Origin of the sequence: Micromonospora sp. NPDC050187, from assembly GCF_044459745.1 — a bacterium.
In the GTDB taxonomy this organism is placed as follows: domain Bacteria; phylum Actinomycetota; class Actinomycetes; order Mycobacteriales; family Micromonosporaceae; genus Micromonospora.
The window spans coordinates 210522-234915 of sequence record NZ_JBITJH010000001.1 but is presented as its reverse complement, the minus strand read 5'-3'; the positions used below and the strand labels follow the sequence as shown (position 1 = coordinate 234915).

The window sequence follows — 24394 nt, the reverse complement described above, 5'->3', positions numbered from 1 at the left end:
ACGATCTATGTTGTGCGCTTAGCCTGCGCTGGTCGGGCAATGTGAGCCTGTAAGGCGAGGCTAGGTGCCGAGAGGCCTTCCGGTCAAGGACTCATGATCAAAATAGGCGGACAGAGGGCAGCCGAACGGTCACGCCACGCTCATCACTCACCGGACACGACACAACAAAGCGGGCAACCATCCCGCCCCCACCGGCCATGGCGACTACTCATCGTACGGGTCGCATCACGCACACCAGCGAGCCGTCCTCGATCCCGTCGTCGGCGCGCCCCCAGCTTCCCACCCCAGGACGATCATGACGGTGGCGGGCCGGGAAAGCGATTTTGCCGACGCGGAACGTCATGATCATCCAAGCGGAGGGTCGGCATCGGGATCGGGAGCGAGGGCGTCGGGGTCGATCTGGTCGGCGAACTCGGCGGCCTCGGCGCTCTGCGCAGCCAGGGCGTCCTTGACCGCCCGGATCGCCAGCCCCGGCGGGTAGCCCTTGCGGGCGAGCATGCCGACCAGTCGCCGGAAGACCGCGTCCGGCTCACCCCGGGCGGACCGCAGCTTGCGGTCCACCAGGGCGCGGGCCGTCTCCGCCTCGGTGGCCTCGTCCAGTTCACCGAGCGCCGCACCGGCGACCTCGCCGTCCACCCCGCGCTGACGCAGCTCGTTGGCGAGCGCCCGTCGGGACAGTCCCCGCCCGGCGTGCCGACTCGACACCCAGGCCCGGGCGAACGCGGCGTCGTCGATGATGCCGACCTCGTCGTACCGGTCGAGCACCTCGGCGGCGACCTCCGGGGAGACGCCGCGACGGGCAAGCGCCCCGGCCAGTTCCGCCCGGGTCCGTGGCCGGACCGCGAGCTGCCGGAGGCAGATCTCCCGGGCCACCTCCGCCTCGTCGCGGGGCTCGGCGCGGGGCGGCTCGTCGGACGAGCGGGACTCGTCCGACGGGTCGGCCGGCCAGGTGCCGTCGTCGAGCGGCTCGGCGGTCGCGCCCGGTCCGGAACCGTTCCGGCGTCCCCGCCGGGGTCGTGCGGACATGTCACCCGTCCGGGGAGGGATGGCGTCCCAGCCCCGCCCCGAACGGGCCCGTCGTCCCACCACGCGGCCGGTCAGAAGTCGACCGGCGGCAGCTCGGGGCCACCGGCCGCGTCGCCGGCCCCGACACCCACGCCGAGCTTCTCCAGGATCTTCTTCTCGATCTCGGCGGCCACGTCCGGGTTCTCCCGGAGGAACTCGCGGGCCTTCTCCTTGCCCTGGCCGAGCTGGTCCCCGTCGTAGGTGTACCAGGCACCGGACTTCCGGATGATCGACTGCTCGACGCCGACGTCGATCAGCGAGCCCTCCCGGGAGATGCCCTTGCCGTACATGATGTCGAACTCGGCCTGCTTGAACGGGGCGGCGACCTTGTTCTTCACGACCTTGACCCGGGTGCGGTTACCGACCACGTCGGTGCCGTCCTTCAGGCTCTCGATCCGACGGACGTCCAACCGGACCGACGCGTAGAACTTCAGCGCCCGACCACCCGTGGTGGTCTCGGGCGAGCCGAACATCACGCCGATCTTCTCGCGGAGCTGGTTGATGAAGATCGCCGTGGTGCCGGTGTTGTTGAGCACACCGGTGATCTTCCGCAGCGCCTGGCTCATCAGGCGGGCCTGGAGACCGACGTGGCTGTCGCCCATCTCGCCCTCGATCTCGGCGCGCGGCACCAGGGCGGCCACCGAGTCGATCACGAGGATGTCGAGCGCCCCGGAGCGGACCAGCATGTCGGCGATCTCGAGGGCCTGCTCGCCCGTGTCGGGCTGGGAGACCAGCAGCGCGTCGGTGTCGACGCCGAGAGCCTTGGCGTACTCCGGGTCGAGCGCGTGCTCGGCGTCGATGAAGGCGGCGATGCCGCCGGCCCGCTGGGCGTTGGCGACCGCGTGCAGGGCGACCGTGGTCTTACCGCTGGACTCGGGACCGTAGATCTCGACGACCCGGCCCCGGGGCAGCCCGCCGACGCCGAGCGCCACGTCGAGCGCGATCGAGCCGGTGGGGATTATCGCGGTCTGGACGACCGGCCGCTCCCCCAGGCGCATCACCGAGCCCTTGCCGAACTGCTTGTCGATCTGCGCGAGAGCAAGGTCGAGTGCCTTCTCCCGGTCGGGCGCTGCCGCCATGGTTACCCCTGCCTTCGCCGGCGTCTTTGCTGAGCTTCTCGTCACGCGGACACGCTAGGCGCTGGGTCCGACAAGAACCAGCCGACCGGCCGTGGCCTGTGGACGAGCACCCCGCTGTGGACAATAGCCGAACACCTGTACGAGACGGCAAGCGACACACCCACCGACGGAAGGGCAGCTCAGCGCAGTCGCGCGGGCACCCGGTCCGGGTACGCGGCGCACACCGCGCGCCACACCACGTGGGTCTGCTCACCCGAGGCGAGCGCCTCGTCGATGGTCCGCCCGCCGAGCTGGGCGAGGACCTGGTCCCGGGCGATGCTGCCCGCGTAGCCGGCCCCGAACGCCTCCTCCAACCGGCTCCAGAAGTCGGTCAGCCGCACCGTGTTCCCCCGTTCCGCACGTCACTCCTCCTCGGGCGCGGACAACACCGTCGCCGGCCGCAACGCTAGCGCCACCAACGGCACGATCGCGACCGCCGCGAGCAGGGTCAGGACGGGGTAGCCGGCCACCTGCACGACAAACCCGCTGGCCGCGCCGGCCGCCGCACCGGCCAGTCCCATGGTCAGGTCGGACAGGCCCTGGACGGTGGGGCGCTCGGCCACCGGCACCGACTCCGACAGCAGCGTGGAACCGGCCACCATGGTGGCCGACCAGCCCAGCCCGAGCAGGACCAGACCGACCGAGAGCAGCACGGTGTGGTGCCCGGCGGTGCCGGCCACCGCGCAGGCGGCCAGCAGCAGGGCGGTACCGGCGAGGATCACCGGCCGCCGGCCGACCCGGTCGGTGAGCCAGCCGACCAGCGGGGCGAGCGCGTACATCCCGGCGATGTGCAGGCTGAGCACGACCCCCACCACGCGCAGCACGTCGGCGTCGCCGTGCGACTCGCCGAGGTGCACCGGGGTCATCGCCATCACCCCGACCATGACCAGGTGGCCCATGGCGACCGCGGCGATGCCCAGCCGGGCGGCCGGCCGCTGCCGTACGACCTGCCAGGCCGACCACATGCCGGCGGCGCGGCGGGCCGCCGGCCCCGGCGGCACGACCTCGGCACCGGCGGCCGGGGCCGCCTCGGTCACCGCGAGCCGGCGGGCGGTGAGCAGCGGGTCGGGACGGAGCAGCGCGAAGATGACCACGGCGGCGCACCCGAAGGCGACGGCGCTGAACGCGAACGGCCCGGCCAGCGCGGGCAGCCCCCAGCGGCTGGTGGTGGCGTCGGCGAGGTCGGCGAAGTTCGGCGCGGCCACCGCCCCGATCGTGGTGGCCCAGACGATCAGGGAGAGTTGCCGGCCCCGGCGGGCCGGCTCGGCGAGGTCGACGGCGGTGTACCGGGCCTGGAGGTTGGCGGCGCTGCCACCGCCGAAGAGGAGCATGCCGAGGAAGAGCAGGGGCACCGAGCGGGTGGTCGCGGCGGTCACCACCAGCAGCCCGCCGAGCGCGCCGGTCAGGTAGGCCAGGACCAGGCCGGGCCGGCGGCCGTACCCGGTCATGATGCGGGTGATCGGGACGGCGAGCAACGCGCCGCCGACCACCCCGGCGCTCTGCGCCAGGCCGGCCACGGCGGCGCCCGCGATCCGCTCGGCGAGCAGCGCGCCGACGGAGATGCCGATGGTGACCCCGACCCCGCCGATGATCTGGGTGGCGAAGAGCAGCCGCAGGGTCCGCCGCTGGATCGGGGCGACGTCCGGGTGCAGGGCGGCCGGGGCGGTGAGTTCGGTGGTCATCCACGACTCCTCGGGAGGGGGCGGCCCCCATCCTGGCGTACCCGTCGCGGCGTCCCGCGCCCGCCGTCCCGCTACAGGCCGAGGCCGCGGCCGATGATCTCCTTCATGATCTCGGTGGTGCCGCCGTAGATGGTCTGCACCCGCCCGTCCAGCCAGGCCTTCGCCACCGGGTACTCGAGCATGTAGCCGTACCCGCCGTGCAGTTGCAGGCAGCGGTCGGCGACCCGGTTCTGCAGCTCGGTCGTCCACCACTTGGCCTTCGCCGCGTCGACAACGGTCAGCCGGCCGGCGTTGAACTCGGCGACGCAGTGGTTGACGAAGGTCCGGGCGATGGTGACCTCGGTGTCCAGCTCGGCGAGGAGGAACCGGTTGTGCTGGAAGGAGCCGATCGTCCGGCCGAACGCCTGCCGGTCGCGGGCGTAGGCGAGGGTGACCGCGAGCAGCCGCTCGGCGGCGGCGACGGCGGAGACGGCGATGCCGAGGCGCTCCCGGGGCAGGTTCGCCATCAGGTGGTAGAAGCCGTGGTTCTCGGTGCCGAGCAGGTTCCCCGCCGGCACCCGGCAGTCGTCGAAGAAGAGTTCGGCCGTGTCGTTGGCCTTCAGGCCCACCTTGGCCAGCCGGCGGCCCCGGGTGAACCCCGGGGTGCCGCTCTCCACCACGATCAGGCTGACCCCGTGCGCGCCCTGCTCGGGTGCGGTCTTGGCGACCACGACGACCAGGTCGGCCTGCTCGCCGTTGGTGATGAAGGTCTTCTGCCCGTTGAGCACCCAGTGGTCCCCGTCGCGTACCGCGGTGGTGCGGATGCCGGCCAGGTCGGAGCCGGCACCGGGCTCGCTCATCGCGATCGCGGTGACGACGTCGCCGGCGCAGAAGCCGGGCAGCCAGCGGCGGCGCTGCTCCTCGGTGGTCAGGTCGGTGAGGTACGGCGCGACGACGTCGTTGTGCAGGCCGAAGCCGAGCCCGGAGCAGCCGGCGGCGACGATCTCCTCGGCGAGCACCGCGTTGAACCGGAAGTCCCGCTGGCCCCCGCCGCCGTACTCGGGGTCGACGTCGGTGCCGAGCAGCCCGGCGGCGCCCGCCTTCCGCCAGACGTCCCGGTCGACGATGCCGGCCGTCTCCCAGCGGTCGTGGTGCGGCACCGCCTCCCGGGCGAGGAACTCCCGGCAGAGGTCCCGGAACTCGTCGTGGACGGGCTCGTAGAGATGCTGCTGCATGGCGGTCAGTGTGGCACCGGCCCCCCGTCCTGCCCAGGGCCGCGCCCGCCACCGGTCAGGGCCCGGGTCGGACCGGCGGCGGATCAGCCGGTCAGGGCCCGGGCGGCGACGGTGAGGTCGGCGACCAGTCCCTGGTAGGCGATCTCCTGGTTGTCGGCGCGCAGCACGGCGGACGGGTGGATGGTGGCGAGGAGCCGGGCCGGCGGCGCGTCGGCGACCCGGCCAGCGGAGTCGACCGGCACCCGGGTGAAGTCCTCGGGGCGCTGCGCCGAGGCCGGCCAGGGCAGCAGTTCACCACGCTGGCGGGTGACCCGGAACGCCGGACCGAGCAGGGCCTTCGCGGCGGTGGCCCCGAGCGCCACCACGATCTCCGGACGGAGCCGGGCGAACTCGGCGACGAGCCAGGGCCGGCAGGCGGTGATGTGCACCTGGTCGGGCGTCTGGTGGATGCGCCGCCTGCCGCGCAGCTCGAAGCGGAAGTGCTTCACGGTGTTGGTGAGGTAGAGCCGGGTGGGGTCGAGGCCGGCGTCGTCGACCGCCCGGCGGAGCACCCGCCCGGCCGGTCCGACGAACGGGAGGCCCTTCTGGTCCTCCAGGTCGCCGGGCTGCTCGCCGACGAGGACCACCCGGGCGTCCGCACCGCCCCGGCCGAAGACGGTCTGCGAGGCGTCCCGGTACAGCTCGCAGCCCTGGCAGCCGCCGGCGGCGGCCCGCAACTCGTCGATCGTGTCGGCGCGGGGCGGAATGAACCGCTGGGCACCCGGGGCGGTCTCGGTCTGCTCGGACATGGCGACTGTTGTACCCGCACGTGCCTCGGTCACGCGGCGATCCCTGGTCGGCCCGGCGCGTCGCGCCCGACCCGCGTGCCCCGGCGCCCTGGACCGATCGGGTACGGCCCGGCCGGTGGTATCGACCTGGTCGCCTGCCCCGGCGCCCTGGACCGATCGGCCCCGGCGGGGATCGGCTCGTCGTCAGGCGGTGAACCCGGTCGGCAGGGCGGGTCGGAGCGCGTGGGCGACCGCGTCGGCGAGGGCCGGGATCTCCGCGTCGTCGAGTGGGCTGACGGTCAGCCGGACGGAGGGGGGCGCGCCGATCCGGAACAGCCCACCGGGGGCGACTGCCCAGCCGGCGTCCCGCAGGGCGGTCACCGCGCTGGTCTCGTCGGGAACCGGCACCCAGACGTTGATGCCGCTGCGGCCGTGGGCGGTGAGGCCGTGCCCGGCCAGCGCGGCGATCAGGGCGACACGCCGCCGCTGGTAGCTCTCCTCCGCCCCGGCGATCAGCTCGGTGGTCGCCGGGTCGGCCCAGAGTGCCAGCACCAGCTGTTGCAGCAGGGTGGAGACCCAGCCGGGGCCGACGCTCATCCGGCCGGCCACCCGGGCCACGGTCGTCTCGTCCCCCGCGAGCAGGGCGAGTCGGAGATCCGGGCCGTAGGGCTTGCTCACCGAGCGGACGAAGGCCCAGGACGGGGTCGCCCCGGCCAGGGGGTGCAGCGGCAGCCGGGCCAGTTCGGCGGCGTGGTCGTCCTCGACGAGCAGCACGTCGGGGCGACCGGCGAGCAGGGCACGCAACGCCTCGGCCCGGCCGGCCGAGACGGCCGCGCCGGTGGGGTTCTGCGCCCGGCTGGTGACGATCAGGGCCCGCGCCCCGAGGGCCAACGCGTCCCGGACCCCGGCCTCGGTCGGGCCGTCGTCGTCGACCGGCACGGCGACCGGCCGCAGGCCCAGCGCGGCCACCAGGTCGAGCAGGTTGGCCCAGCCCGGGTCCTCCACGGCCACCGGATCGCCGGGGCGCAGGTGGGCGGCGAGCAGGCGCTCGATGCCGTCGAGGGCCCCGCCGGTGACGGTGAGCCCGTCGACCGGGACCCCGTCGGCGGTGAGCCGGCGGTGCGCGGCCTCGGCCAGTTCGGGCAGGACACCGGTCGTCGCGTAGCCGGCGGGTGGGCCGATCCGGTCGGCGAGCCGGGCCAGGTGCGGGCCGAGCGGCGGCAGCAGCCGGAGGTCGGGCTGCCCGCGGGAGAGGTCCCGGACGCCGGGGCCGGGGGTCGGGTACCGGGCGGCGCGGCGGGTGGCCACCGGCGGGCGGGGGCGGACCCGGGTGCCGTGCCGGCCGGCGGTCGCGACCAGGCCGCGCTGCCGCAACTCCTGGTAGGCCCGGGCGACGGTGGCCGGACTGACCGCGAGGGTGGCGGCCAGGACGCGGACCGGGGGCAGGGCACTGTCGGGAGGAAGCGCTCCGCTGCGGACGCCCGACTCGACGCTCGCCGAGATCTCGGCCGCCGTCTCGCCGGTGATCTGATAACGTACTGCCACAGTTCGTGGATTGTACTAGAACAAAGGCGGGATGTCACATGTACACACCGACCGCCCGGACCACCCCCCACCGCTCGCGGGAGCGGATGAGCTACGACCGCGCCGCCGCCCACGCCGTGCTCGACGAGGCGTACCACTGCACGCTCGGCTTCGTCGTCGACGGCGAGCCACGCCTGCTGCCCACCCTCCACGTCCGCGTCGGCGACACCCTCTACCTGCACGGCTCCACCGGCAGTCGGCCCCTGCTGGCCGCCCGGGGCCCGGACGGGCTTCCGGTCTGTGTCGGTGTCACCCTGCTCGACGGGCTGGTCTACGCCCGCTCCCAGTTCCACCACAGCGCCAACTACCGCTCCGTGGTCGCGCACGGGGTCGCCCGCCTGGTCACCGATGCCGGGGAGAGGTCCACGATGCTGACCGCGCTGATGGAGAAGGTCGGCACCGGCCGCAGCGCGGAGAGCCGCCCGCCGAGCCCGAAGGAGCTGGCCGAGACGGCCGTCCTGGCGTTGCCCCTGCGCGAGGTGTCGGTCCGCTCCCGCACCGGCGGGGTCCGCGACGACCCGACCGACCTGGCCCTGCCGTACTGGGCCGGGGTGGTGCCGCTGCGCCTGTCCCCGGGGCTCCCGGAGTCGGACGCCGGGGTCGCCGCGCCGGTCCCGGCGTACCTGCGCCCGCCCCGCTCGCCGTGGCTCGACCCGACACCGATGCGTGGCGCACACGTGGTGCTGGAGGCCCTCGACACGTCCCACGCCGACGAGTTGTTCGACGCCACCGACGACCCGGCGGTCTGGCAGCACCTGACCAGCCCCCGGCCCACGGACGTCACCGGGGTACGCGAGCTGGTCTCGGACGCGCTGTCGGCCCACCACCGGGGCGAGCGGGTGCCGTGGGTGCTGCGCTGCGCGGTGACCGGGGCGGTGGTCGGCACCACCTCGTACTACGAGATCGATCCCGACCGTGGGGCGGTGGCGATCGGCTACACCTTCCTCGGTCGCCCCTGGTGGCGCACCGCCGTCAACACCGAGGCGAAGCTGCTGCTGCTCACCCGGGCGTTCGAGGAACTGGGGGCGCGCCGCGTGGTCTGGCACACCGACATCCGCAACGAGCGGTCCCAGCGGGCCGTCGAACGGCTGGGCGCCACCCGGGAGGGAGTGCTCCGGATGCACCGGCAGCGCGCCGACGGTTCCTGGCGGGACACCGTCCAGTATTCGATGGTCGTCGACGAGTGGCCGGAAGCACAGCGCCGGCTGTGGGAAAGGCTTCGCCCGGGGCCGGTGGTGGCGTGATGATGTCCGGCGTGCTGGGCATCACCGACTTCTGGACGTTTGTGCTGGGTACCGTGGCGATCGTTCTGCTCCCCGGGCCCAATTCGCTCTTCGTGCTCTCGGCCGCCGCGCGACGCGGGGTGGGCGCCGGTTACCGGGCCGCCGCCGGGGTGTTCGTCGGCGACGCTGTGCTCATGGTTCTCTCCGCAGCCGGTGTGGCCTCGCTGCTCACCGCGTACCCACCGCTCTTTCTGGTAATCAAGTACGCCGGGGCGGCGTACCTCGGCTACGTGGGGCTGACCATGCTGCGCGGCGCCTGGCGACGCTGGCGCACCCGCCACGACCCGGCCGCACCGCGTCTGGTGAATGTCCCGGAGCCGGCGGCGATCCGCGCGCCGTTCCGCCGGGCCCTGGTGGTCAGCCTGGTCAACCCGAAGGCGATCCTCTTCTTCGTCTCCTTCTTCATCCAGTTCGTCGACCCGACCTACCCCTGGCCGGCGCTCTCCTTCCTGGCACTCGGCCTGGTCGTGCAGGTGACCAGCGCGCTGTACCTGACCGCGCTGATCTTCGCCGGCACCTTCCTGGCCAGCCAGTTCCGGGCCCGCCGCCGGCTGGCCGCCACCGCCACCACCGGGGTAGCGGCACTCTTCCTCGGCTTCAGCTTCAAACTCGCCACCGCCACCACCGGCTGAGGTCAGGCGCGGTCACCGCCTGCCCAGATCAGTCGCGGTCACCGCCGGCCGAGGTCAGGTGCCGTCGCCGGAGCCGCCGCCGATCCCGGCGCCACCGGCGGTGCCACCCAGTCCCTCCCCCGGGGCCACCGGGCGGTCGGGCGGGCGGCTGACGTGGGCCGACCCGGTGATCCGGGCCGACCAGTGGGCGTGCGCCGCCGCCTCGGCGTGCCGGTTGACCGCCTGTCGCAGCCAGCCGTCCACCACGCTGACCCAGTCCCGCTGACCGGCGTCGACGTGCCACGCCTTGAACCGGCTGATGCTCTGGTGGGTCACGCCGGCCAGGGAGAGCCGGCGGTCCATCCAGAGGATCACCTCCAGCGCCGTCGGGTCCGCCACGAAGATCAGCTCCAACTCCGTGACGGGGCCGGCGTAGATCGGCCCCACCCAGTAGTTGATCCGCTGGTGGACGGGGAGGGTCTGGGTCACCCCGGGCAGTCGGCCGGCCTGGAGTCCGGCCTGGCGCAGGGTGAACCCGAGGGTGTCGAGCGCGGCCAGCACATGCTGCTGGGTGGGGAGGGGATGGACGAAGACCGGCACCATCGCGCCCTGGTCCAGCAGGCCGTCCAGCGCGACCTCGGTGCGCAGCCCGGTACGGAGACTGAGCAACGGCACCCCGCCGAAGACGGTCACCGGCGTCTCCCACGGCAACGGCAACGCGAACGCCACCGACCGCCGCCGCCCGGCCGGCAGGACGAAGCCGCCGGCCACCGCCGCCTGGTGGAACTGCACCAGACGGCGGGGCTGGCCCGGATCCTCCGGCTCGACCGTGGCGACCAGCCCCAGCCGGATGTGCCCGACCGGTACGTCGGCCGACCCGGCGGTAAGCGTCACCCGCCCCGGCAGGCGCAGGCCGGGACGGGTGCTCGGGTTGGTCACGGAGGTGTGCACGGTCAGCCCGGTCCCGCCGGACGCCGGTGACACCCCCGTGAGCCGCACCGTGGCCTACCGCATCCGCCGCCCGCGGGGCACCGGGTCGGTCTCGTCGTCGAACTCGCCGATGACCTCCTCCAGGAGGTCCTCCAGCGCCACGAACCCGATCGGGCGGGTCGGACCGCCACCGTTGCGCACCAGCGCGAGCTGCGCCTGGACCCCCCGCATCGCGGCCACCGCCTCGGTGACCGAGGCCGTGGCGGGCAGGGTGAACGCGTCGGTCATCAGCTCACCGGCGGTCGCCGACCGGCCGGCGGTGGTGACCCGGACGGCCTCCCGTACGTGCACCAGCCCCACCACGTCACCGGCGGGGTCGACCACCGCGAGACGGGACCGGCCGCTGTCCCGGCAGACCGCCTCGATCCGCTCGGCGGGGTCGTCCCGGCGAACCGTGACGATCTCCCCGAAGGGTTCCATCACGTCGGCCACCTTGGTGCCCTGCAACTCCAGCATGCTGGTGAGCATCTGGTGCTGCTCGGCACCGAGCAGCCCGTGCTCGCGGGACTGCTCCAGCAGCATGCGTAGCTCCTCCGGCCCGTGCACCTGGGCGAGCTGGTCCTGCGGGTTGACCCGGACCAGCCGGAGCATGGCGTTGGCCACCGCGTTGAGTACGGAGAGCACCGGGCGGGCCACCCGGGCGAAGGCCCGGAACGGCAATGCCAGCAGCAGTGCCGACCGCTCCGGGTCGGTGATCGCCCACGACTTCGGGGCCATCTCACCGACCACCAGGTGCAGGAAGGTGACCAGGCTCAGCGCGATGACCAACGCGATGACGTGGCTCGCCGTCGTCGGCAGGCCGACCGCGTGCAGCAGCGGGCTGAGCAGGTGCTCGATCGCCGGCTCGGCGAGCGCGCCCAGGCCCAGCGTGCAGAGGGTGATGCCGAGCTGCGCGCCGGCCAGCATCAGGGACAGCTCGCGGACGCCGTCGAGCGCCGCGCGGGCCGCCCGGCCCCCGCTGGCAGCGGCATGTTCCAGCCGGTACCGCTTGCTGGCCACCAGTGCGAACTCGGCGGCCACGAAGAACGCGTTCAGCGCCAGCAGCACGACCGAGGTGACCAGCGCGAGTTGGGTGCTCATGCCGCCACCTCACTCGTACCGGTGACCCGCAGCCGGACCGAGTCGGCGACGTGCCGGTCCACCGCGAGCACCTCGACCAGGGCCCGGGGAGCGGGCTCGCCGTCCTCGGCGGGCAGCCCGATCTCCAGCAGGTCGCCCACCTCGGGGACCCGGCCCAGCTCCCGCATGACCAGCCCGGAGACGGTGTCGTACTCCGGCCCCTCGGGCAGTGCGATGCCGGTGCTGTCGGCCACCTCGTCGATCCGCCAGCGGGCCGGGACCACCCAGGACCCGTCGTCCTGCCGGGCCGGGGCCCGCTCCGGGGGGTCGTCCTCGTCCCGGATCGGACCGACAAGTTCCTCGGCGATGTCCTCCAGCGTGATCACGCCGGCGAAACCGCCGTACTCGTCGACCACGCAGGCGAGCTGCCGGTGCCCGACCCGCAGCCGGTCGAGCACCGTCGGCAGCGGCAGCGTCTCCGGCACCAGCAGCGGCGGTACGGCCACCGCGCTCACCGGCGTCGTGCCGCGTTGCGCCGGGGGTACGCCGAGCACGTCGGCGATGCCGACCACGCCGACCAGGTCGTCGACGCCCTCGGCGCCCCGCACCGGGAACCGGGAGTGACCGGTGTCGAGCAGCTCGACCACCCGCCTGACCGGTTCGTCGGCCCGGACGGTGTGCACGTCGACCCGGGGCACCATGGCCTCCCCGGCGGTCAGCCCCCGGAAGTCCAGCCCCCGGTCGAGCAGGTCGGACATGGCCGCGTCGAGGTGTCCCTCCTCGCGGGACTCGGCGATGATCTGCTCCAGGTCCTGCGGGGTCGCCCCGCTGGGCAGCTCCTCGATCGGCTCGATACCGACCCGCCGGAGCAGTCGTACCGCGGCCCGGTCGAAGAGCTTGATCAGCGGACCGGCCACCGCGAGGTAGATCAGGGTGGAGCGGCTGAGGGCCCGGGCCAGCGGCTCGGGCCGGGCGATGGCGAGGTTCTTCGGGGCCAGCTCACCGAGAACCATCTGCACGACGGTCGCGATGACCAGGGCCAGCGCCACTGACAGCGGGAGGCTGACCGCCGTGGAGATGCCGGCCACGCCGAGCAGTTCGGCCAGTCCCGCACCGAGGAACGGCTCGGCGACGTACCCGACGAGCAGGGCGGTGACGGTGATGCCGAGCTGGGCGCCGGAGAGCATGAAGGAGAGCCGGCTGGTGACCTGCAGGGCACGGGCGGCGGCGGGATCGCCGTCGTCGGCCATCTGCCGCAGCTTGCCGCGGTCGACGGCGACGTAGCCGAACTCCTGGGCCACGAAGTAGCCGGTAGCGGCGGTGAGAACGATGATCAGGATGAGTCCGACGACGATCAACACGGGAGGCTCAGGGCTCCCGACGTCGCGGGCAGGGGAAGCCGGGTCGTACCCGGCCGGCTACTGCTGCCCTCCTGGGCAGAAGAGTCGATCATGCGGGTCATTTTATCGGCCCTGGCTGTGTGCCGCCCGCATGTCACGGGAAGCGGTTTCACCGGTCGGCGAGCTCGTCGACGTCGAGCAGCTCCCGGTCGACGCGACCGGACCGGTAGACGGCCCGGCCGATCATCTGCGCGGTGACCGGCGCGGTGGCCAACTGGAAGAGCCCGACCAGCAGGATCATGCCGAGGTCGCTGGGGCTGCGCAGGCGTAGCGCCAGGCCCAGCAGGATCAGCAGCACCCCCAGCACCTGCGGTTTGGTGACCGTGTGCATCCGGTCGAGGGCGTTCGGCAGGCGCAGCACCCCGATCCCGGAGGCCAGGCTGAGCAGCGCACCGGCCAGCAGGCAGATGGAGGCGAGCAGCTCGGCCAGGTCCGGGGCGCTCACGACTCCTCCCCGGCGGCGAAGCGGACCAGGGCCACCGAGCCGAGGAACGCCAGCAGCGCCAGCACCACCAGCACCGGCAGGGTGGTGGTCTGCCGGTGCACCGCCGCCTCGGCGCCCACCGCAGCGATCATCGTGGCCAGCAGCAGTTCCGTGGCGACCAGCCGGTCGAGCAGGGACGGACCGCGCACGACCCGGACCAGCGCGAGCAGCGCGGTGACGGAGAGCAGGACGGTGAGGGCGACGATCACGGCCAGGTTCACGTGGCGGTTCCCTTCTCGACCGAGGCGTCCAGCAGGCGAACTTCGGCGGGAGAGCCGACGGCGCGGACGATGCGGCACTCGACGTCCTCGATCCGCCGGCGGGTACGGGCCAGGTCCTCCGGTCCACGGACGTCGAAGACGTGGACGTAGAGCAGGCCGGTGTGCCGGTCGACGTCGACGATCAGACTTCCCGGCACCAGGGAGAGCACCTCGGCGGTGAGGGCCAGGTTCAGGTCGGTGCGCACCCGCAGCCGGACCGCGATGATCGCGCTGCGCGGCCGGTACCCCGGACGGACGGCGATCCAGGCGACGTGGATGCTGGCGCTGACCAGTTGGACGGCGAACCGCGCGCCGAAGCGCAGCAGCGGGCCGGGGCGGAGCCGGCTGTCCAGGGTGACCGGCGGCAGCGGGAAGAACACCAGCACCGCCGCCGCGACGGCCGCCCCACCGACCAGGTTGCCGAGGGTGAACCGCCCCCACAACAGGTTCCAGATGAACACCATCCAACCGGCGGCGATCAGCCGTTCCCGCCAGCGGGCGGCGCGGGCGCGGCCCGGTGCCGTCCCGGTGATCAACCGTCGCCGGGGGCCGGACGCGGGGGTCGACGGGTCCGGGTTCACGGGGTGCCTCCGGGGAAGACGGCCCGGACGTACGGGGTGCGTTGGTACAGGTCGTCCGCCGCGTCCGCGGTCACCGCGAAGATCAGCCCGGCGGCGAGGGTGAACGCCACACCGAGCGTCACCAGCGCCACCGTCGAGCCGACCATCAGGCGGGGCAGGGGTGGGACGTCGCCGGTGAGGCGGGGTGACCGCCAGAACGCGATGTTCCACACCCGGGAGGCGGCGTAGAGCGTGCAGAGGCTGGTCACCGCCCCGGCGGCCACCAGCGTCCAGGGCAGCGCACCGCCGACCTCCGCTCCCGCCTGGAAGAGGCCGAGCTTGCCGAGGAAACCCGGGAACGGCGGGATGCCGGCGAGGTTCATGGCCGGGACGAAGAACAGCACGGCGATCAGCGGGGTGACCCGGGCCAGGCCGCCGAGGCGGCGCAGGTCGGTGCTGCCGGTGCGCACCTCGATCAGACCGGCGACGAGGAAGAGCGTGGTCTGGACCGTGATGTGGTGCACCACGTAGAAGATCGCGCCGGTGAGCCCGGCCACGGTGCTCAACGCGACCCCGAAGATCATGTAACCGATGTGGCTGACCAGGGTGAAGGAGAGCAGCCGTTTCAGGTCGGACTGGGCCACCGCGCCCAGGATGCCGACCAGCATGGTCAGCCCGGCCACCACCATCAGCAGCCCGTCGACCCGCCCGCCCGGGAAGAGCAGTGTCTCGGTGCGGATGATCGCGTACACGCCGACCTTGGTGAGCAGTCCGGCGAAGACCGCGGTGACCGGGGCGGGCGCGGTCGGGTAGCTGTCCGGCAGCCATGCCGCCAGCGGGAAGACGGCGGCCTTGATGCCGAAGGCGAGCAGCAGCATCAGGTGCAACGCCAGCCTCAGGTCCGCCGGTAGGGTGTCGAGCCGGCCGGCGAGCTGGGCCAGGTTGAGCGTGCCGGTCGCCGCGTACACCAGTCCCACCGCGCTCAGGAGGACCATCGACGCGAGGATGCTGACCACCACGTACGTCGAGCCGGTGCGGATCCGGACGTCGCTGCCACCCAGGGTGATCAGCACGTAGCTCGCGGTCAGCAGCATCTCGAACCCGACGAACAGGTTGAACAGGTCGCCGGCGAGGAAGGCGTTGGTGACACCGGCGGTCAACACGAGGTAGGTGGGGTGGAAGATGCTCACCGGGGTGCCCTCGTCGAGGTCGGACTGCCCCTGGCCGATGGAGTACAGCAGCACGCAGAGCGTCACCGCCGCCGAGACGGTCAGCATCAGGGCGGCGAGCTGGTCGGCGACCAGCACGATGCCAGCCGGTGGCGCCCAGCCGCCGATCCGGACCACCAGCGCTCCGTCGGCGTACGTCCGGACGAGCAGCACCGCCGACACGGCGAGGGTGGCGGTCAGGACGAGCACGCTGACCGCGCGCTGGGCCCGCGGCCACGGCAGCACCAGGGTCAGGGCGGCGCCCAGCAGTGGCATCACCACCGGCAGGGGCACCAGGGCGGTCATCGGCGGTCCCCCGGACCGGCGGTCCCGACGCCGTCGGCGTCGGGCGGGCCGTCCCCGGCCGCGTGACGGGGGTCGGGCGGATCCCCCCCGACCGGGTGGGACGGGTCGGGCGCGTTCGGCGAATGGTCCACCTGCTCGGGGTCGTCCCCCGGCCCCTCCCCGCCCAGGTCCCCCGGGGGCGGGGCGTCCCGGTCGGCGAGCCCGACGATCTGCCGGTCCTCCGGGTCGTCCCGGACCTCGTCATGGGCGGTGAGCAGCCAACTCCGGTACGCCACGGCCAGCAGGAACGCGGACAGCCCCAGCGTGATCACGATGGCGGTGAGGATCATCGCCTGGGGCAGCGGGTCGCTCATCTGGTCCGCCGGGGTGGTGCCGGCCAGTGGGGCCTCCTCCGCCGGGCCGCTGAGCAGGATGAGCACGTTGATCCCGTTGCTGAAGAGGATCACGCCGAGCAGGATCCGGGTGAGGTTGCGCTCCAGCAGCAGGGTGACACCGGTCGCGACGAGCACGGCGACGATGACCGCCAGCACCAGGGTGGGGCCGTTCCCCGAGGCGGTCACCGCTGCCCACCCTGCCGGTCGGCCGCCAGACCCCGGGCCGCCTCGCCGCCGATCTGGATCTGGCGGTCCACCTCCGCGCCGAGGGTGCGCAGCACGTCCAACGCCAGGCCGATGACGATGAGGTACACACCGATGTCGAAGACGAGGGAGGTGACCAGGTAGAAGTCGCCGATCCCGGGCACCCTCAGGTCGATCCGGCTGCTCTCCAGCAGGTTCCCCGTGGTCAGCAGCGCGGCCAGTCCGCTGCCCACGGCGGTCCCCAGCCCGACGCCGAGCACCGTGCCGGCTCCCACCGGGGCGGCGTCCTCCAGTTCGTACCGACCGCCGGCCAGGTAGCGCAGGGTCAGTGCCAGCGCCGCCACCAGTCCGCCGACGAAGCCGCCCCCGGGCGCGTTGTGTCCGGAGAAGAGCAGGAAGAGGGAGAAGAGCACGACACTGTGGAAGATCAGGCGGGTGACCACCTCGAAGACCAGCGAGCGGCGACGCTCGTGCAGCGTCGGTCCGCCCCGGAGCCAGACCCGCTGACCCGGCGGGTTGCGGGCGGCGAACGCGCCCCGGCGGCGCGGGCGTGGGCCGGTACGGGAGCGTTCGAAGATCAGACTGGCCACCCCGGTCGCCGCCACCACGAGTACCGAGATCTCGCCGACGGTGTCCCAGACACGGATGTCGACCAGGATCACGTTGACCACGTTGTTGCCGTACGCCTCCTCGGCGGCGAGTCGGGGGAAGTCCGCCGAGACCGGCGGCAGGCGACGGCTGCCGGACGCCGCGACGGCCAGGCCGGCGAGCACCACCCCGACGGCGACCCCGACCCCCCGGCGGACCCACCGGCTGCGTCGTGAGGGGCGGACCGAGAAGCGGGGCGGCAGCCGGCGCAGCGCCAGCACGAAGAGGGTGATCGTGGCGGTCTCGACGAGGATCTGGGTGAGCGCCAGGTCGGGTGCGCCGTGCACCACGAAGATCATCGCGGTGCCGTACCCGGTCACCCCGACCAGCAGCATGGCGGTAAGCCGGGTCCGGGCGACCACGGCGAGCACCGCCGCCACCGTGATGATCAGGCCGACAAGTGGTTGCACCGGGCTGTCCCAGATCCGGGTGGGCACCGGCCAGGGCCGGACCAGCAGCATCGCCCCGCCCGGGAGCACCACCAGCACGACGAGGATGGTGCCGAGGTACTGCGGCAGCGAGCCACGCTGGATCCGGCTGGTCAGCTCGATCGCGACGCGGTCGAAGAGGTGGGTGGCCCCCTCGTAGAACTCCGGTCCGGAAATCGGGGCCCGCACCCGGGCCAGCACCGGGGCGAGCGGGCCGCGCAGCAGGAAGAGCAGCCCACCCACCGCCAGCACCAGCAGGGACAACCACAGGGCGGGCTGGGGTCCGGACCAGAGCGCCAGCGGGTGGTCGTTGCCGGCAAACGCCGCGGCGTACGGCGCGAACAGGGCGCCGACCGGCCCGGCGAGCGGCCCGAGGAGAAGCCCGGCCAGGGCCAGCAGCGCCGGGGGGAGCACGAGCGCGCCGGCCGGCCGCCTGACCGGCACCGGGTCGACGCCGGGCTTCGCACCGAAGGCACCCCACAGGAACCGGGCGCTGTAGGCGACGGTGAGGGCCGAGCCGACCACCACGACGCCGAGGGCGAGCGGATCGTGGAGGAACGCGTACAGCACGGCCTCCTTGGCGACGAACCCGACCAGCGGCGGGGCCCCGGCCATCGACGCGGCGGCGAGGAGCGCGACGACCCAGAGCAGCGGCAGCCGACGCCGTAGTCCGGTCAGTTCGCGCAGGTCCCGGGTGCCGGCGACGTGGTCCACGGCCCCGACCACGAGGAACAGCGCCGCCTTGAACAGGGCGTGCGCCAGCAGCAGCGCCAACGCGGCCAGCGCCGCCTCCCGGGTGCCCGCTCCGGTCACCGCCACGAGCAGGCCGAGCTGGCTCAGCGTCCCGTACGCCAGCAGCAGTTTCAGGTCGGTCTGGCGCAGCGCCGCCCAGCCGCCGACGACCAGGGTCGCGAGCCCGGCCACGGCGGTGACCGGGCGCCAGGGTGGGGTGTGCGCCAGCACCGGGCCCAGCAGGCCGACGAGGTAGACGCCGGCCTTCACCATGGCCGCCGCGTGCAGGTAGGCACTGATCGGCGTGGGCGCGGCCATCGCCGACGGCAGCCAGGCGGTGAACGGCAGGAGGGCCGACTTCGTCAGCGCCCCCACCAGTACGAGCAGGACGGCGACGGTCAGGTACCCGCCGCCGGGTGGCGCGGCGGCGATCTCCGACCAGCGGTACGTGCCGGCCCGCTGCCCGATCATGACGAACCCGACGAGCATCGCCAGCCCGCCCAGCGTGGTCACGATCAGCGCCTGGGCGGCGGCCCGGCGGCTCGCCCGCCGCTCCGGGTGGTGCCCGATCAGCAGGTACGAGAAGACCGTGGTGAGTTCCCAGCAGACGTAGAGCAGGAGCAGGTTGTCGGCGAGGACGAGACCGAGCATCGCCCCGGCGAAGGCGACGAGGACACCGGCGAACCGGCCCAGGTCCGGCTCGTCCGGGGAGAGGTAGCCGGCGCAGTAGACCAGCACCAGTGCACCGATCCCGCCGACCAGCAGGGTCATCAGCCAGGACAGGGTGGTCATCCGCAGCGCCAGGTCCAGCTGGAGCTGGTGGATCCAGGGGTGGCTCTCGGCCAGCGCGCCCCCGTCACGCACCGCCGGGGTCCGCGCGAGCGCCCAGGCGAACGCGGTTGCGGGCGCCAGGGCGAGCGGGTAGCAGGCCCGGGGCCCCCACCACCGCACCAGCAGCGGCGCGAGCAGGGCCGCCACGAGGTGGAGGATCAGCAGTACGAGCACGCGTCCTCCCGGTAGGTGGCAGCACCCGGTCAGGCACTCTCCGGCTACCAGGGATCACACGTCAGATGGCGGGACCTATAGGGGCTTTTGCGAAAAAAGCCCGGTTTACCACCCGGTCGGTGGTTACGGACCGGGCCGGTCGACGGGGCGACCGCCGGCCGGGACAGGCGACTCGCGCAGCACCCGATCACGGCGGGACTCCACCAGCAGGTCCGGACGGCCGAGCTGGAGGGCCACCTTGTTGACCAGACGCTGCGCGGCGGCGAGGGAGCGCACGGAGAGCAACCGCCCCTGGCTCTCCCGGCGCAGGACGAAGTAGTGCACGGCGGCCCGCACCTGGGCGCGGTCGGCGGCGCTGGCCTGCGCGGTCTGCGCCACCAGTTCCCGCAGGCACCGGGCGAGGCGTTCGGCCAACTCCAACTCGGGGCCGTGCAGGCCGGCCCGAACGGTGGCGAGATGACTGTCGACCTTGCGGATGAGCACGTCGGTGCCGGGCTCCGAGCCTCGCTCCACGGCCATCCGGCTCCCCTCCCCCGACCGGCGATGCGGGAGAAGTTACTGTATGTTTCCAGGCACTAGCAAGCAGTTAAGTGAGACTTAACACGCAAGAAGCCCATCTTGTCCCGTAAGAAGCTCAGCCGGACACCGTTCCGTCTCGGGCGACGCGTGGGCGGGTCGTTGTCGCACTCGCGCGGCAGGATGGGAGACGTGACGGAGATGCTGGCGGGGTTCGGCGCGCCGACCCGGGAGTGGTTCACCGCCGCCTTCGCCGCGCCCACGCCCGCCCAGGCGGGCGCCTGGCGGTCGGTCGCGGCCGGGCGGCACGCCCTGGTCGTCGCCCCCACCGGCTCCGGCAAGACGCTCGCCGCGTTCCTGTGGTCCCTGGACCGACTGGCCCGGGAGCCGGTCCCGGACGACCGGCGGCGACGCTGCCGGGTGCTCTACGTCAGCCCGCTCAAGGCCCTGGCGGTGGACGTCGAGCGGAACCTGCGCACCCCACTGGCCGGGATCCGGCAGGCGGCCACCCGGCTCGGGATCACACCTCCCGACGTCACCGTCGGCATGCGCACCGGAGACACCCCCGCCGACGAGCGTCGGGCCTTCGCACGCACCCCGCCGGACATCCTCATCACCACCCCGGAGTCGCTGTTCCTGCTGCTCACCTCGGCGGCGCGGGACTCCCTGCGCGGGGTCGAGACGGTGATCGTCGACGAGGTGCACGCGGTGGCCGGCACGAAGCGCGGCGCGCACCTGGCGCTCTCCCTGGAACGCCTCGACGAACTCCTCCCCCGGCCGGCGCAGCGGATCGGCCTGTCCGCCACGGTCCGCCCGATCGACGCCTGCGCCCGGTTCCTGGGTGGCTCCCGGCCGGTCGACGTGGTGCAGCCACCGGCCGCCAAGACCATCGAGCTCAGCGTCCAGGTGCCGGTGGCGGACATGGCCCGGCTCGACGAGGTCGAGCCGACCGGGGACGACCTCGGCGGCCCCGGTCCCCGGCGGGCCTCGATCTGGCCGGCCGTGGAGGAGCGGGTCCTCGCCCTGGTCCGGGCGCACCGCTCGACGATCGTGTTCACCAACTCGCGGCGCAGCGCCGAGCGGCTCTGCGCCCGCCTCAACGAACTGGCCGCCGAGTCCCCGCCCGCCGACGGTCCGCCGGACGGCGCGTCTCCCGGGGCGACGTCCGACCCGACCGCCGGGCGCGCCTCCCCACCGCCCGCCCGGCGGTTACCGGCTGAGATCATCGCCCAGTACGGCACCGCCGACGGGGCCGCGCCGGTGATCGCCCGTGCTCACCACGGCAGCGTCTCCCGGGAGGAGCGCAAGCACATCGAGGAGGCGCTCAAGTCCGGGCAGTTGCCCTGCGTGGTCGCCACCTCCAGCCTGGAACTCGGCATCGACATGGGCGCGGTCGACCTGGTGGTGCAGATCGAGGCGCCACCGAGCGTGGCCGCCGGCCTGCAACGGGTCGGCCGGGCGGGGCACCAGGTGGGCGCGGTCTCCCGGGGCGTGGTCTTCCCCAAGCACCGGGGTGACCTGCTCTCCTGCGCCGTGGTGGCGGACCGGATGGCCGCCGGTGCGATCGAGGAGCTGCACCATCCGCGCAACCCCCTCGACGTCCTCGCCCAGCAGGTCGTCGCGATGGTCGCGCTGGAGCCGTGGCGGATCGGTGACCTGGCCGCCGTGGTCCGCCGGGCCGCGCCCTTCGCCGAGCTGCCCGACTCGGCCCTGCACGCGGTGCTGGACATGCTCTCCGGACGGTATCCGTCCACCGCCTTCGCCGAGCTGCGCCCCCGCCTGGTCTGGGACCGCGCCGCCGACGTGCTCACCGGCCGGCCGGGCGCGCAGCGGCTCGCGGTGACCAGCGGCGGCACCATCCCCGACCGGGGGCTCTTCGGGGTCTTCCTGGCCGGGGCGGAACGCGCCGCGCGGGTCGGCGAGCTGGACGAGGAGATGGTCTACGAGTCCCGGGTGGGTGACGTCTTCCTGCTCGGCTCCTCGTCCTGGCGGATCGAGGAGATCACCCCCGACCGGGTGCTGGTCTCCCCCGCCCCCGGGCAGGCCGCCCGGATGCCGTTCTGGAAGGGCGACCAGGCGGGTCGCCCGGTCGAGCTGGGCCGGGCCATCGGCGGCCGGGTACGGGCACTGCTGCGGCAGGACGACGAGACGGCGGTGACGGCGCTGCGCGCCGGCGGGCTCGACGACTGGGCGGCCGGCAACCTCATGGCGTACCTCCGCGAGCAGCAGGCCGCCACCCGTTCCCTCCCCGACGACCGGACGGTGGTGGTCGAGCGCTTCCGTGACGAGCTGGGCGACTGGCGGCTGGCCGTGCACAGCGTGCTCGGCGCCCGGGTCAACGGGCCGTGGGCGCTGGCGATCGGCCGCCGGCTGGCCGAGCGGTACGGCGTGGACGCCCAGGTCATGCCCTCCGACGACGGCATCGTGGTCCGCCTGCCGGACACCGCCGACTCGCCCCCTGGCGCCGACGTGGTGGCCTTCGACCCGGACGAGATCACCCAACTCGTCGAGGAGTCGGTCGGCACGTCGGCGCTGTTCGCCGCCCGGTTCCGGGAGTGCGCGGCCCGGTCCCTGCTGCTGCCCCGCCGGGACCCGCGCCGCCGCCAGCCGCTCTGGCAGCAGCGGCAGCGGGCCGCCCAGCTGCTCGACGTCGCCCGCGAGTACGCCGACTTCCCGGTCACCCTGGAAGCGGCCCGGGAGTGCCTCCAGGACGTCTTCGACCTGCCCGCGCTGACCACGCTGATGCGGGAGCTGGCCACCCGGCGGGTCCGCCTGGTCGAGGTGGAGACGGCCCAGCCGTCGCCGTTCGCCCGCTCGCTGCTGTTCGGGTACGTCGGCGCCTTCCTCTACGAGGGGGACGCCCCGCTGGCCGAGCGGCGGGCCGCCGCCCTGGCCCTGGACTCCGGCCTCCTCGGCGAGCTGCTCGGCCGCGTCGACCTGCGGGAGCTGCTCGACCCGACGGTGCTCGCCGAGACCGACCGGCAGCTGCGCTGGCTGACCGAGCAGCGCCGGCCCCGCGACGCCGAGGACGTGGTCGAGCTGCTCCGGGTGCTCGGCGACCTGACCGACGCGGAGCTGACCGAGCGGGGCGTGCCGGCGGACTGGCTGACCGGGCTCGCCACCGCCCGGCGGGTGCTGCGACTGCGGATCGCCGGCCAGGAGCGCTGGGTCGGTGTCGAGGACGCCGCCCGGCTGCGCGACGCGCTCGGCGTGGCGCTGCCGGTCGGCGTACCGGAGGCGTACCTCACCCCGGTCGCCGACCCGCTCGGCGACCTGGTCGCCCGGTACGCCCGCACCCACGGCCCGTTCGCGGCGGCGACCTGCGCGGCCCGCCTCGGGCTCGGCGTCGCCGTGGTGGAGCAGACGTTGCGCCGCCTCGCCGCGACCGGGCGGGTGGTCTCCGGCGAGTTCCTGCCGGAGAGCGCGGGCAGCCAGTGGTGCGACGCGGAGGTGCTGCGGCTGCTGCGCCGCCGTTCGCTGGCCGCGCTGCGCCGGGAGATCGAACCGGTCCCGCCCCGGACACTCGCCACCTTCCTGCCCCGCTGGCAGCAGGTCGGCGCGACCGCCCGGGGGGTGGAGGCCCTCGCCGCCGCGCTCGAACAGCTCCAGGGCTTGGCGGTGCCGGCGTCCGCGCTGGAACGGCTGGTGCTGCCGAGCCGGGTGGCCGACTACTCCCCCGCCTTCCTCGACGAGCTCTGCGCCAGCGGCGAGCTGGTCTGGGCCGGGTCGGGGGCGATCTCCGGTGGGGACGGCTGGGTCACCCTGGCGTACGCGGACACCGCGCCGCTGCTGCTCCCCCCGCCGGACGAGGCCCTGACCCCGACCCCGGCCCACCAGGCGGTGCTGGACGCGCTGGCCGACGGTCAGGCGCTCTTCTTCCGTCCGCTCTCCGACCGGGTGGGCTCAGGCGACGACGCGGCGCTCACCGCCGTGCTGTGGGACCTGGTATGGGCCGGTCACCTCACCAACGACACGCTCGCCCCGCTGCGCGCGCTCCTCGGCGGGGGCGGGGCGCACCGGGCCCGACCCACCGCCCCCCGCACCCGGTACCGCCGTCCCGGCCGGGTGGCGCTGCCCGCGCGCGGCGGCCCGCCGACGGTGGCCGGACGCTGGTCCCGGCTGCCCGAACGGGACGCCGACCCGACCCGGCGGGCCGCCGCCCTGGCCGACCTGCTGCTGGAGCGGCACGGGGTGCTCACCCGGGGCGCGGTCGTCGCCGAGCAGGTGACCGGCGGCTTCGCCGCGGTCTACCCGGTGCTGTCCGCGTTGGAGGAACGCGGGGCGGCCCGACGCGGGTACTTCGTGGAGGGACTGGGGGCGGCGCAGTTCGCGGTGCCCGGCGCGGTGGACCGGCTGCGCGCCCTCGCCGACACCGCCGACGGCGCTCGGGCGCGCGGCGGGGCACCGCTGGTGCTGGCGGCGACCGACCCGGCCAACCCCTACGGTGCGGCACTGCCCTGGCCGGACCGGGTGGTCGACTCCGGCGACGGCACCGCCGCGGCCACCGGTCACCGGGCCGGTCGCAAGGCCGGTGCCCTGGTCGTGCTGGTCGACGGGGAGCTGGTGCTCTACGTCGAGCGCGGCGGGCGGACGATCCTGTCTTTCAGCGCCGACGGCGAGGCCCTCACCGGCGCGGCCAAGGCGCTGGCCGACGCGGTGCGCTCCGGCGCGCTCGGCGCGATCTCGGTGGAGCGGGCGGACGGCGGGGCGGTGCACGCCTCACCGCTGCGCGACGCGCTCACCGCCGCCGGCTTCCGGGCCACCCCGCGCGGTCTGCGCCTGCGCGGCTGACACGGGCCGACGCCCCGCGCCTCGTCGCCGACGTTCGCGCGGCCGGCGCCTGCGCGGCTGACCCACCGGCTCCCCGGCACGGCGCTCCGGCGACAGCGGCCCGGT

General features: G+C 74.0%; 20 protein-coding genes. 3 read left to right on the top strand and 17 right to left on the bottom strand.

Features of this window, described 5'->3' with window-relative positions; genetic code table 11:
- Window positions 1-345 precede the first annotated feature (345 nt).
- The 7 genes from ACIBJE_RS01045 to ACIBJE_RS01015 all read right to left on the bottom strand — a co-directional run bounded on the left by ACIBJE_RS01045 (window position 346) and on the right by ACIBJE_RS01015 (window position 7391).
- Window positions 346-1089: a regulatory protein RecX gene (locus tag ACIBJE_RS01045; RefSeq protein ID WP_396741439.1), complete on the bottom strand. Its 744-nt coding sequence runs from the start codon at window positions 1087-1089 to the stop codon at window positions 346-348.
- 8 nt (window positions 1090-1097) lie between these two features.
- Window positions 1098-2144 carry a recombinase RecA gene (gene recA, locus ACIBJE_RS01040; RefSeq protein WP_396741437.1) on the bottom strand — a complete coding sequence of 349 codons (1047 nt, stop codon included), beginning with the start codon at window positions 2142-2144 and terminating at the stop codon, window positions 1098-1100.
- A 179-nt stretch (window positions 2145-2323) separates the two neighbouring features.
- Window positions 2324-2524 (bottom strand): DUF3046 domain-containing protein, encoded by a 201-nt coding sequence (locus ACIBJE_RS01035; RefSeq protein ID WP_285787354.1) that lies wholly within the window; start codon window positions 2522-2524, stop codon window positions 2324-2326.
- 21 nt (window positions 2525-2545) lie between these two features.
- The gene (locus ACIBJE_RS01030) at window positions 2546-3865 is read right to left on the bottom strand and encodes an MFS transporter (RefSeq protein ID WP_396741435.1); all 1320 of its coding nucleotides are present in this window, start codon (window positions 3863-3865) and stop codon (window positions 2546-2548) included.
- A 71-nt stretch (window positions 3866-3936) separates the two neighbouring features.
- On the bottom strand, window positions 3937-5079 hold the full coding sequence (locus ACIBJE_RS01025; RefSeq protein ID WP_396741433.1) for an acyl-CoA dehydrogenase family protein: 1143 nt from the start codon (window positions 5077-5079) through the stop codon (window positions 3937-3939).
- Window positions 5080-5162: 83 nt separating this feature from the next.
- On the bottom strand, window positions 5163-5867 hold the full coding sequence (locus ACIBJE_RS01020) for a UdgX family uracil-DNA binding protein (protein WP_396741431.1): 705 nt from the start codon (window positions 5865-5867) through the stop codon (window positions 5163-5165).
- 183 nt (window positions 5868-6050) lie between these two features.
- The gene (locus tag ACIBJE_RS01015) at window positions 6051-7391 is read right to left on the bottom strand and encodes an aminotransferase class I/II-fold pyridoxal phosphate-dependent enzyme (RefSeq protein WP_396741429.1); all 1341 of its coding nucleotides are present in this window, start codon (window positions 7389-7391) and stop codon (window positions 6051-6053) included.
- 38 nt (window positions 7392-7429) lie between these two features.
- On the opposite strand from ACIBJE_RS01015, the gene ACIBJE_RS01010 reads away from it, so the two are divergent.
- Together ACIBJE_RS01010 and leuE are read left to right on the top strand one after the other, a co-directional pair.
- Window positions 7430-8674, top strand: coding sequence for a bifunctional pyridoxamine 5'-phosphate oxidase family protein/GNAT family N-acetyltransferase (locus ACIBJE_RS01010; protein ID WP_396741427.1), 1245 nt, complete (start codon window positions 7430-7432; stop codon window positions 8672-8674).
- Window positions 8674-9345 (top strand): leucine efflux protein LeuE, encoded by a 672-nt coding sequence (gene leuE / locus ACIBJE_RS01005; protein WP_396741425.1) that lies wholly within the window; start codon window positions 8674-8676, stop codon window positions 9343-9345. The genes ACIBJE_RS01010 and leuE overlap by 1 nt, the downstream gene beginning before the upstream one ends.
- Before the next feature lie 54 nt (window positions 9346-9399).
- Here leuE and ACIBJE_RS01000 read toward each other — a convergent pair whose 3' ends face one another.
- The 10 genes from ACIBJE_RS01000 to ACIBJE_RS00955 form a co-directional block, all read right to left on the bottom strand.
- On the bottom strand, window positions 9400-10323 hold the full coding sequence (locus ACIBJE_RS01000; RefSeq protein WP_396741423.1) for a sporulation protein: 924 nt from the start codon (window positions 10321-10323) through the stop codon (window positions 9400-9402).
- A gap of 6 nt (window positions 10324-10329) precedes the next feature.
- Window positions 10330-11394 (bottom strand): hemolysin family protein, encoded by a 1065-nt coding sequence (locus tag ACIBJE_RS00995; RefSeq protein ID WP_396741421.1) that lies wholly within the window; start codon window positions 11392-11394, stop codon window positions 10330-10332.
- Entirely contained in the window at window positions 11391-12734 is a 1344-nt protein-coding gene (locus tag ACIBJE_RS00990) for a hemolysin family protein (RefSeq protein WP_396741419.1), read from the bottom strand. The genes ACIBJE_RS00995 and ACIBJE_RS00990 overlap by 4 nt, the downstream gene beginning before the upstream one ends.
- Window positions 12735-12882: 148 nt before the next feature.
- Complete coding sequence (mnhG, locus tag ACIBJE_RS00985) at window positions 12883-13218, bottom strand: monovalent cation/H(+) antiporter subunit G (RefSeq protein ID WP_396741417.1); 336 nt, start codon at window positions 13216-13218, stop codon at window positions 12883-12885.
- Entirely contained in the window at window positions 13215-13478 is a 264-nt protein-coding gene (locus tag ACIBJE_RS00980; RefSeq protein ID WP_396741415.1) for a monovalent cation/H+ antiporter complex subunit F, read from the bottom strand. The genes mnhG and ACIBJE_RS00980 overlap by 4 nt, the downstream gene beginning before the upstream one ends.
- Window positions 13475-14098 carry a Na+/H+ antiporter subunit E gene (locus tag ACIBJE_RS00975; protein ID WP_396741414.1) on the bottom strand — a complete coding sequence of 208 codons (624 nt, stop codon included), beginning with the start codon at window positions 14096-14098 and terminating at the stop codon, window positions 13475-13477. Before ACIBJE_RS00975 ends, ACIBJE_RS00980 begins: the two co-directional genes overlap by 4 nt.
- Window positions 14095-15591, bottom strand: coding sequence for a Na+/H+ antiporter subunit D (locus ACIBJE_RS00970; protein ID WP_396741412.1), 1497 nt, complete (start codon window positions 15589-15591; stop codon window positions 14095-14097). Before ACIBJE_RS00970 ends, ACIBJE_RS00975 begins: the two co-directional genes overlap by 4 nt.
- Complete coding sequence (locus ACIBJE_RS00965; protein WP_396741410.1) at window positions 15588-16151, bottom strand: Na(+)/H(+) antiporter subunit C; 564 nt, start codon at window positions 16149-16151, stop codon at window positions 15588-15590. The genes ACIBJE_RS00970 and ACIBJE_RS00965 overlap by 4 nt, the downstream gene beginning before the upstream one ends.
- Window positions 16148-18982, bottom strand: a complete 2835-nt coding sequence (locus tag ACIBJE_RS00960) for a Na+/H+ antiporter subunit A (protein WP_396741408.1) — start codon at window positions 18980-18982, stop codon at window positions 16148-16150. The genes ACIBJE_RS00965 and ACIBJE_RS00960 overlap by 4 nt, the downstream gene beginning before the upstream one ends.
- A gap of 123 nt (window positions 18983-19105) precedes the next feature.
- Window positions 19106-19501, bottom strand: coding sequence for a hypothetical protein (locus tag ACIBJE_RS00955; RefSeq protein WP_396741406.1), 396 nt, complete (start codon window positions 19499-19501; stop codon window positions 19106-19108).
- Window positions 19502-19699: 198 nt separating this feature from the next.
- Here ACIBJE_RS00955 and ACIBJE_RS00950 point away from each other — a divergent pair, with 198 nt between their 5' ends.
- Window positions 19700-24289 carry an ATP-dependent helicase gene (locus tag ACIBJE_RS00950; RefSeq protein WP_396742204.1) on the top strand — a complete coding sequence of 1530 codons (4590 nt, stop codon included), beginning with the start codon at window positions 19700-19702 and terminating at the stop codon, window positions 24287-24289.
- Window positions 24290-24394 lie beyond the last annotated feature (105 nt).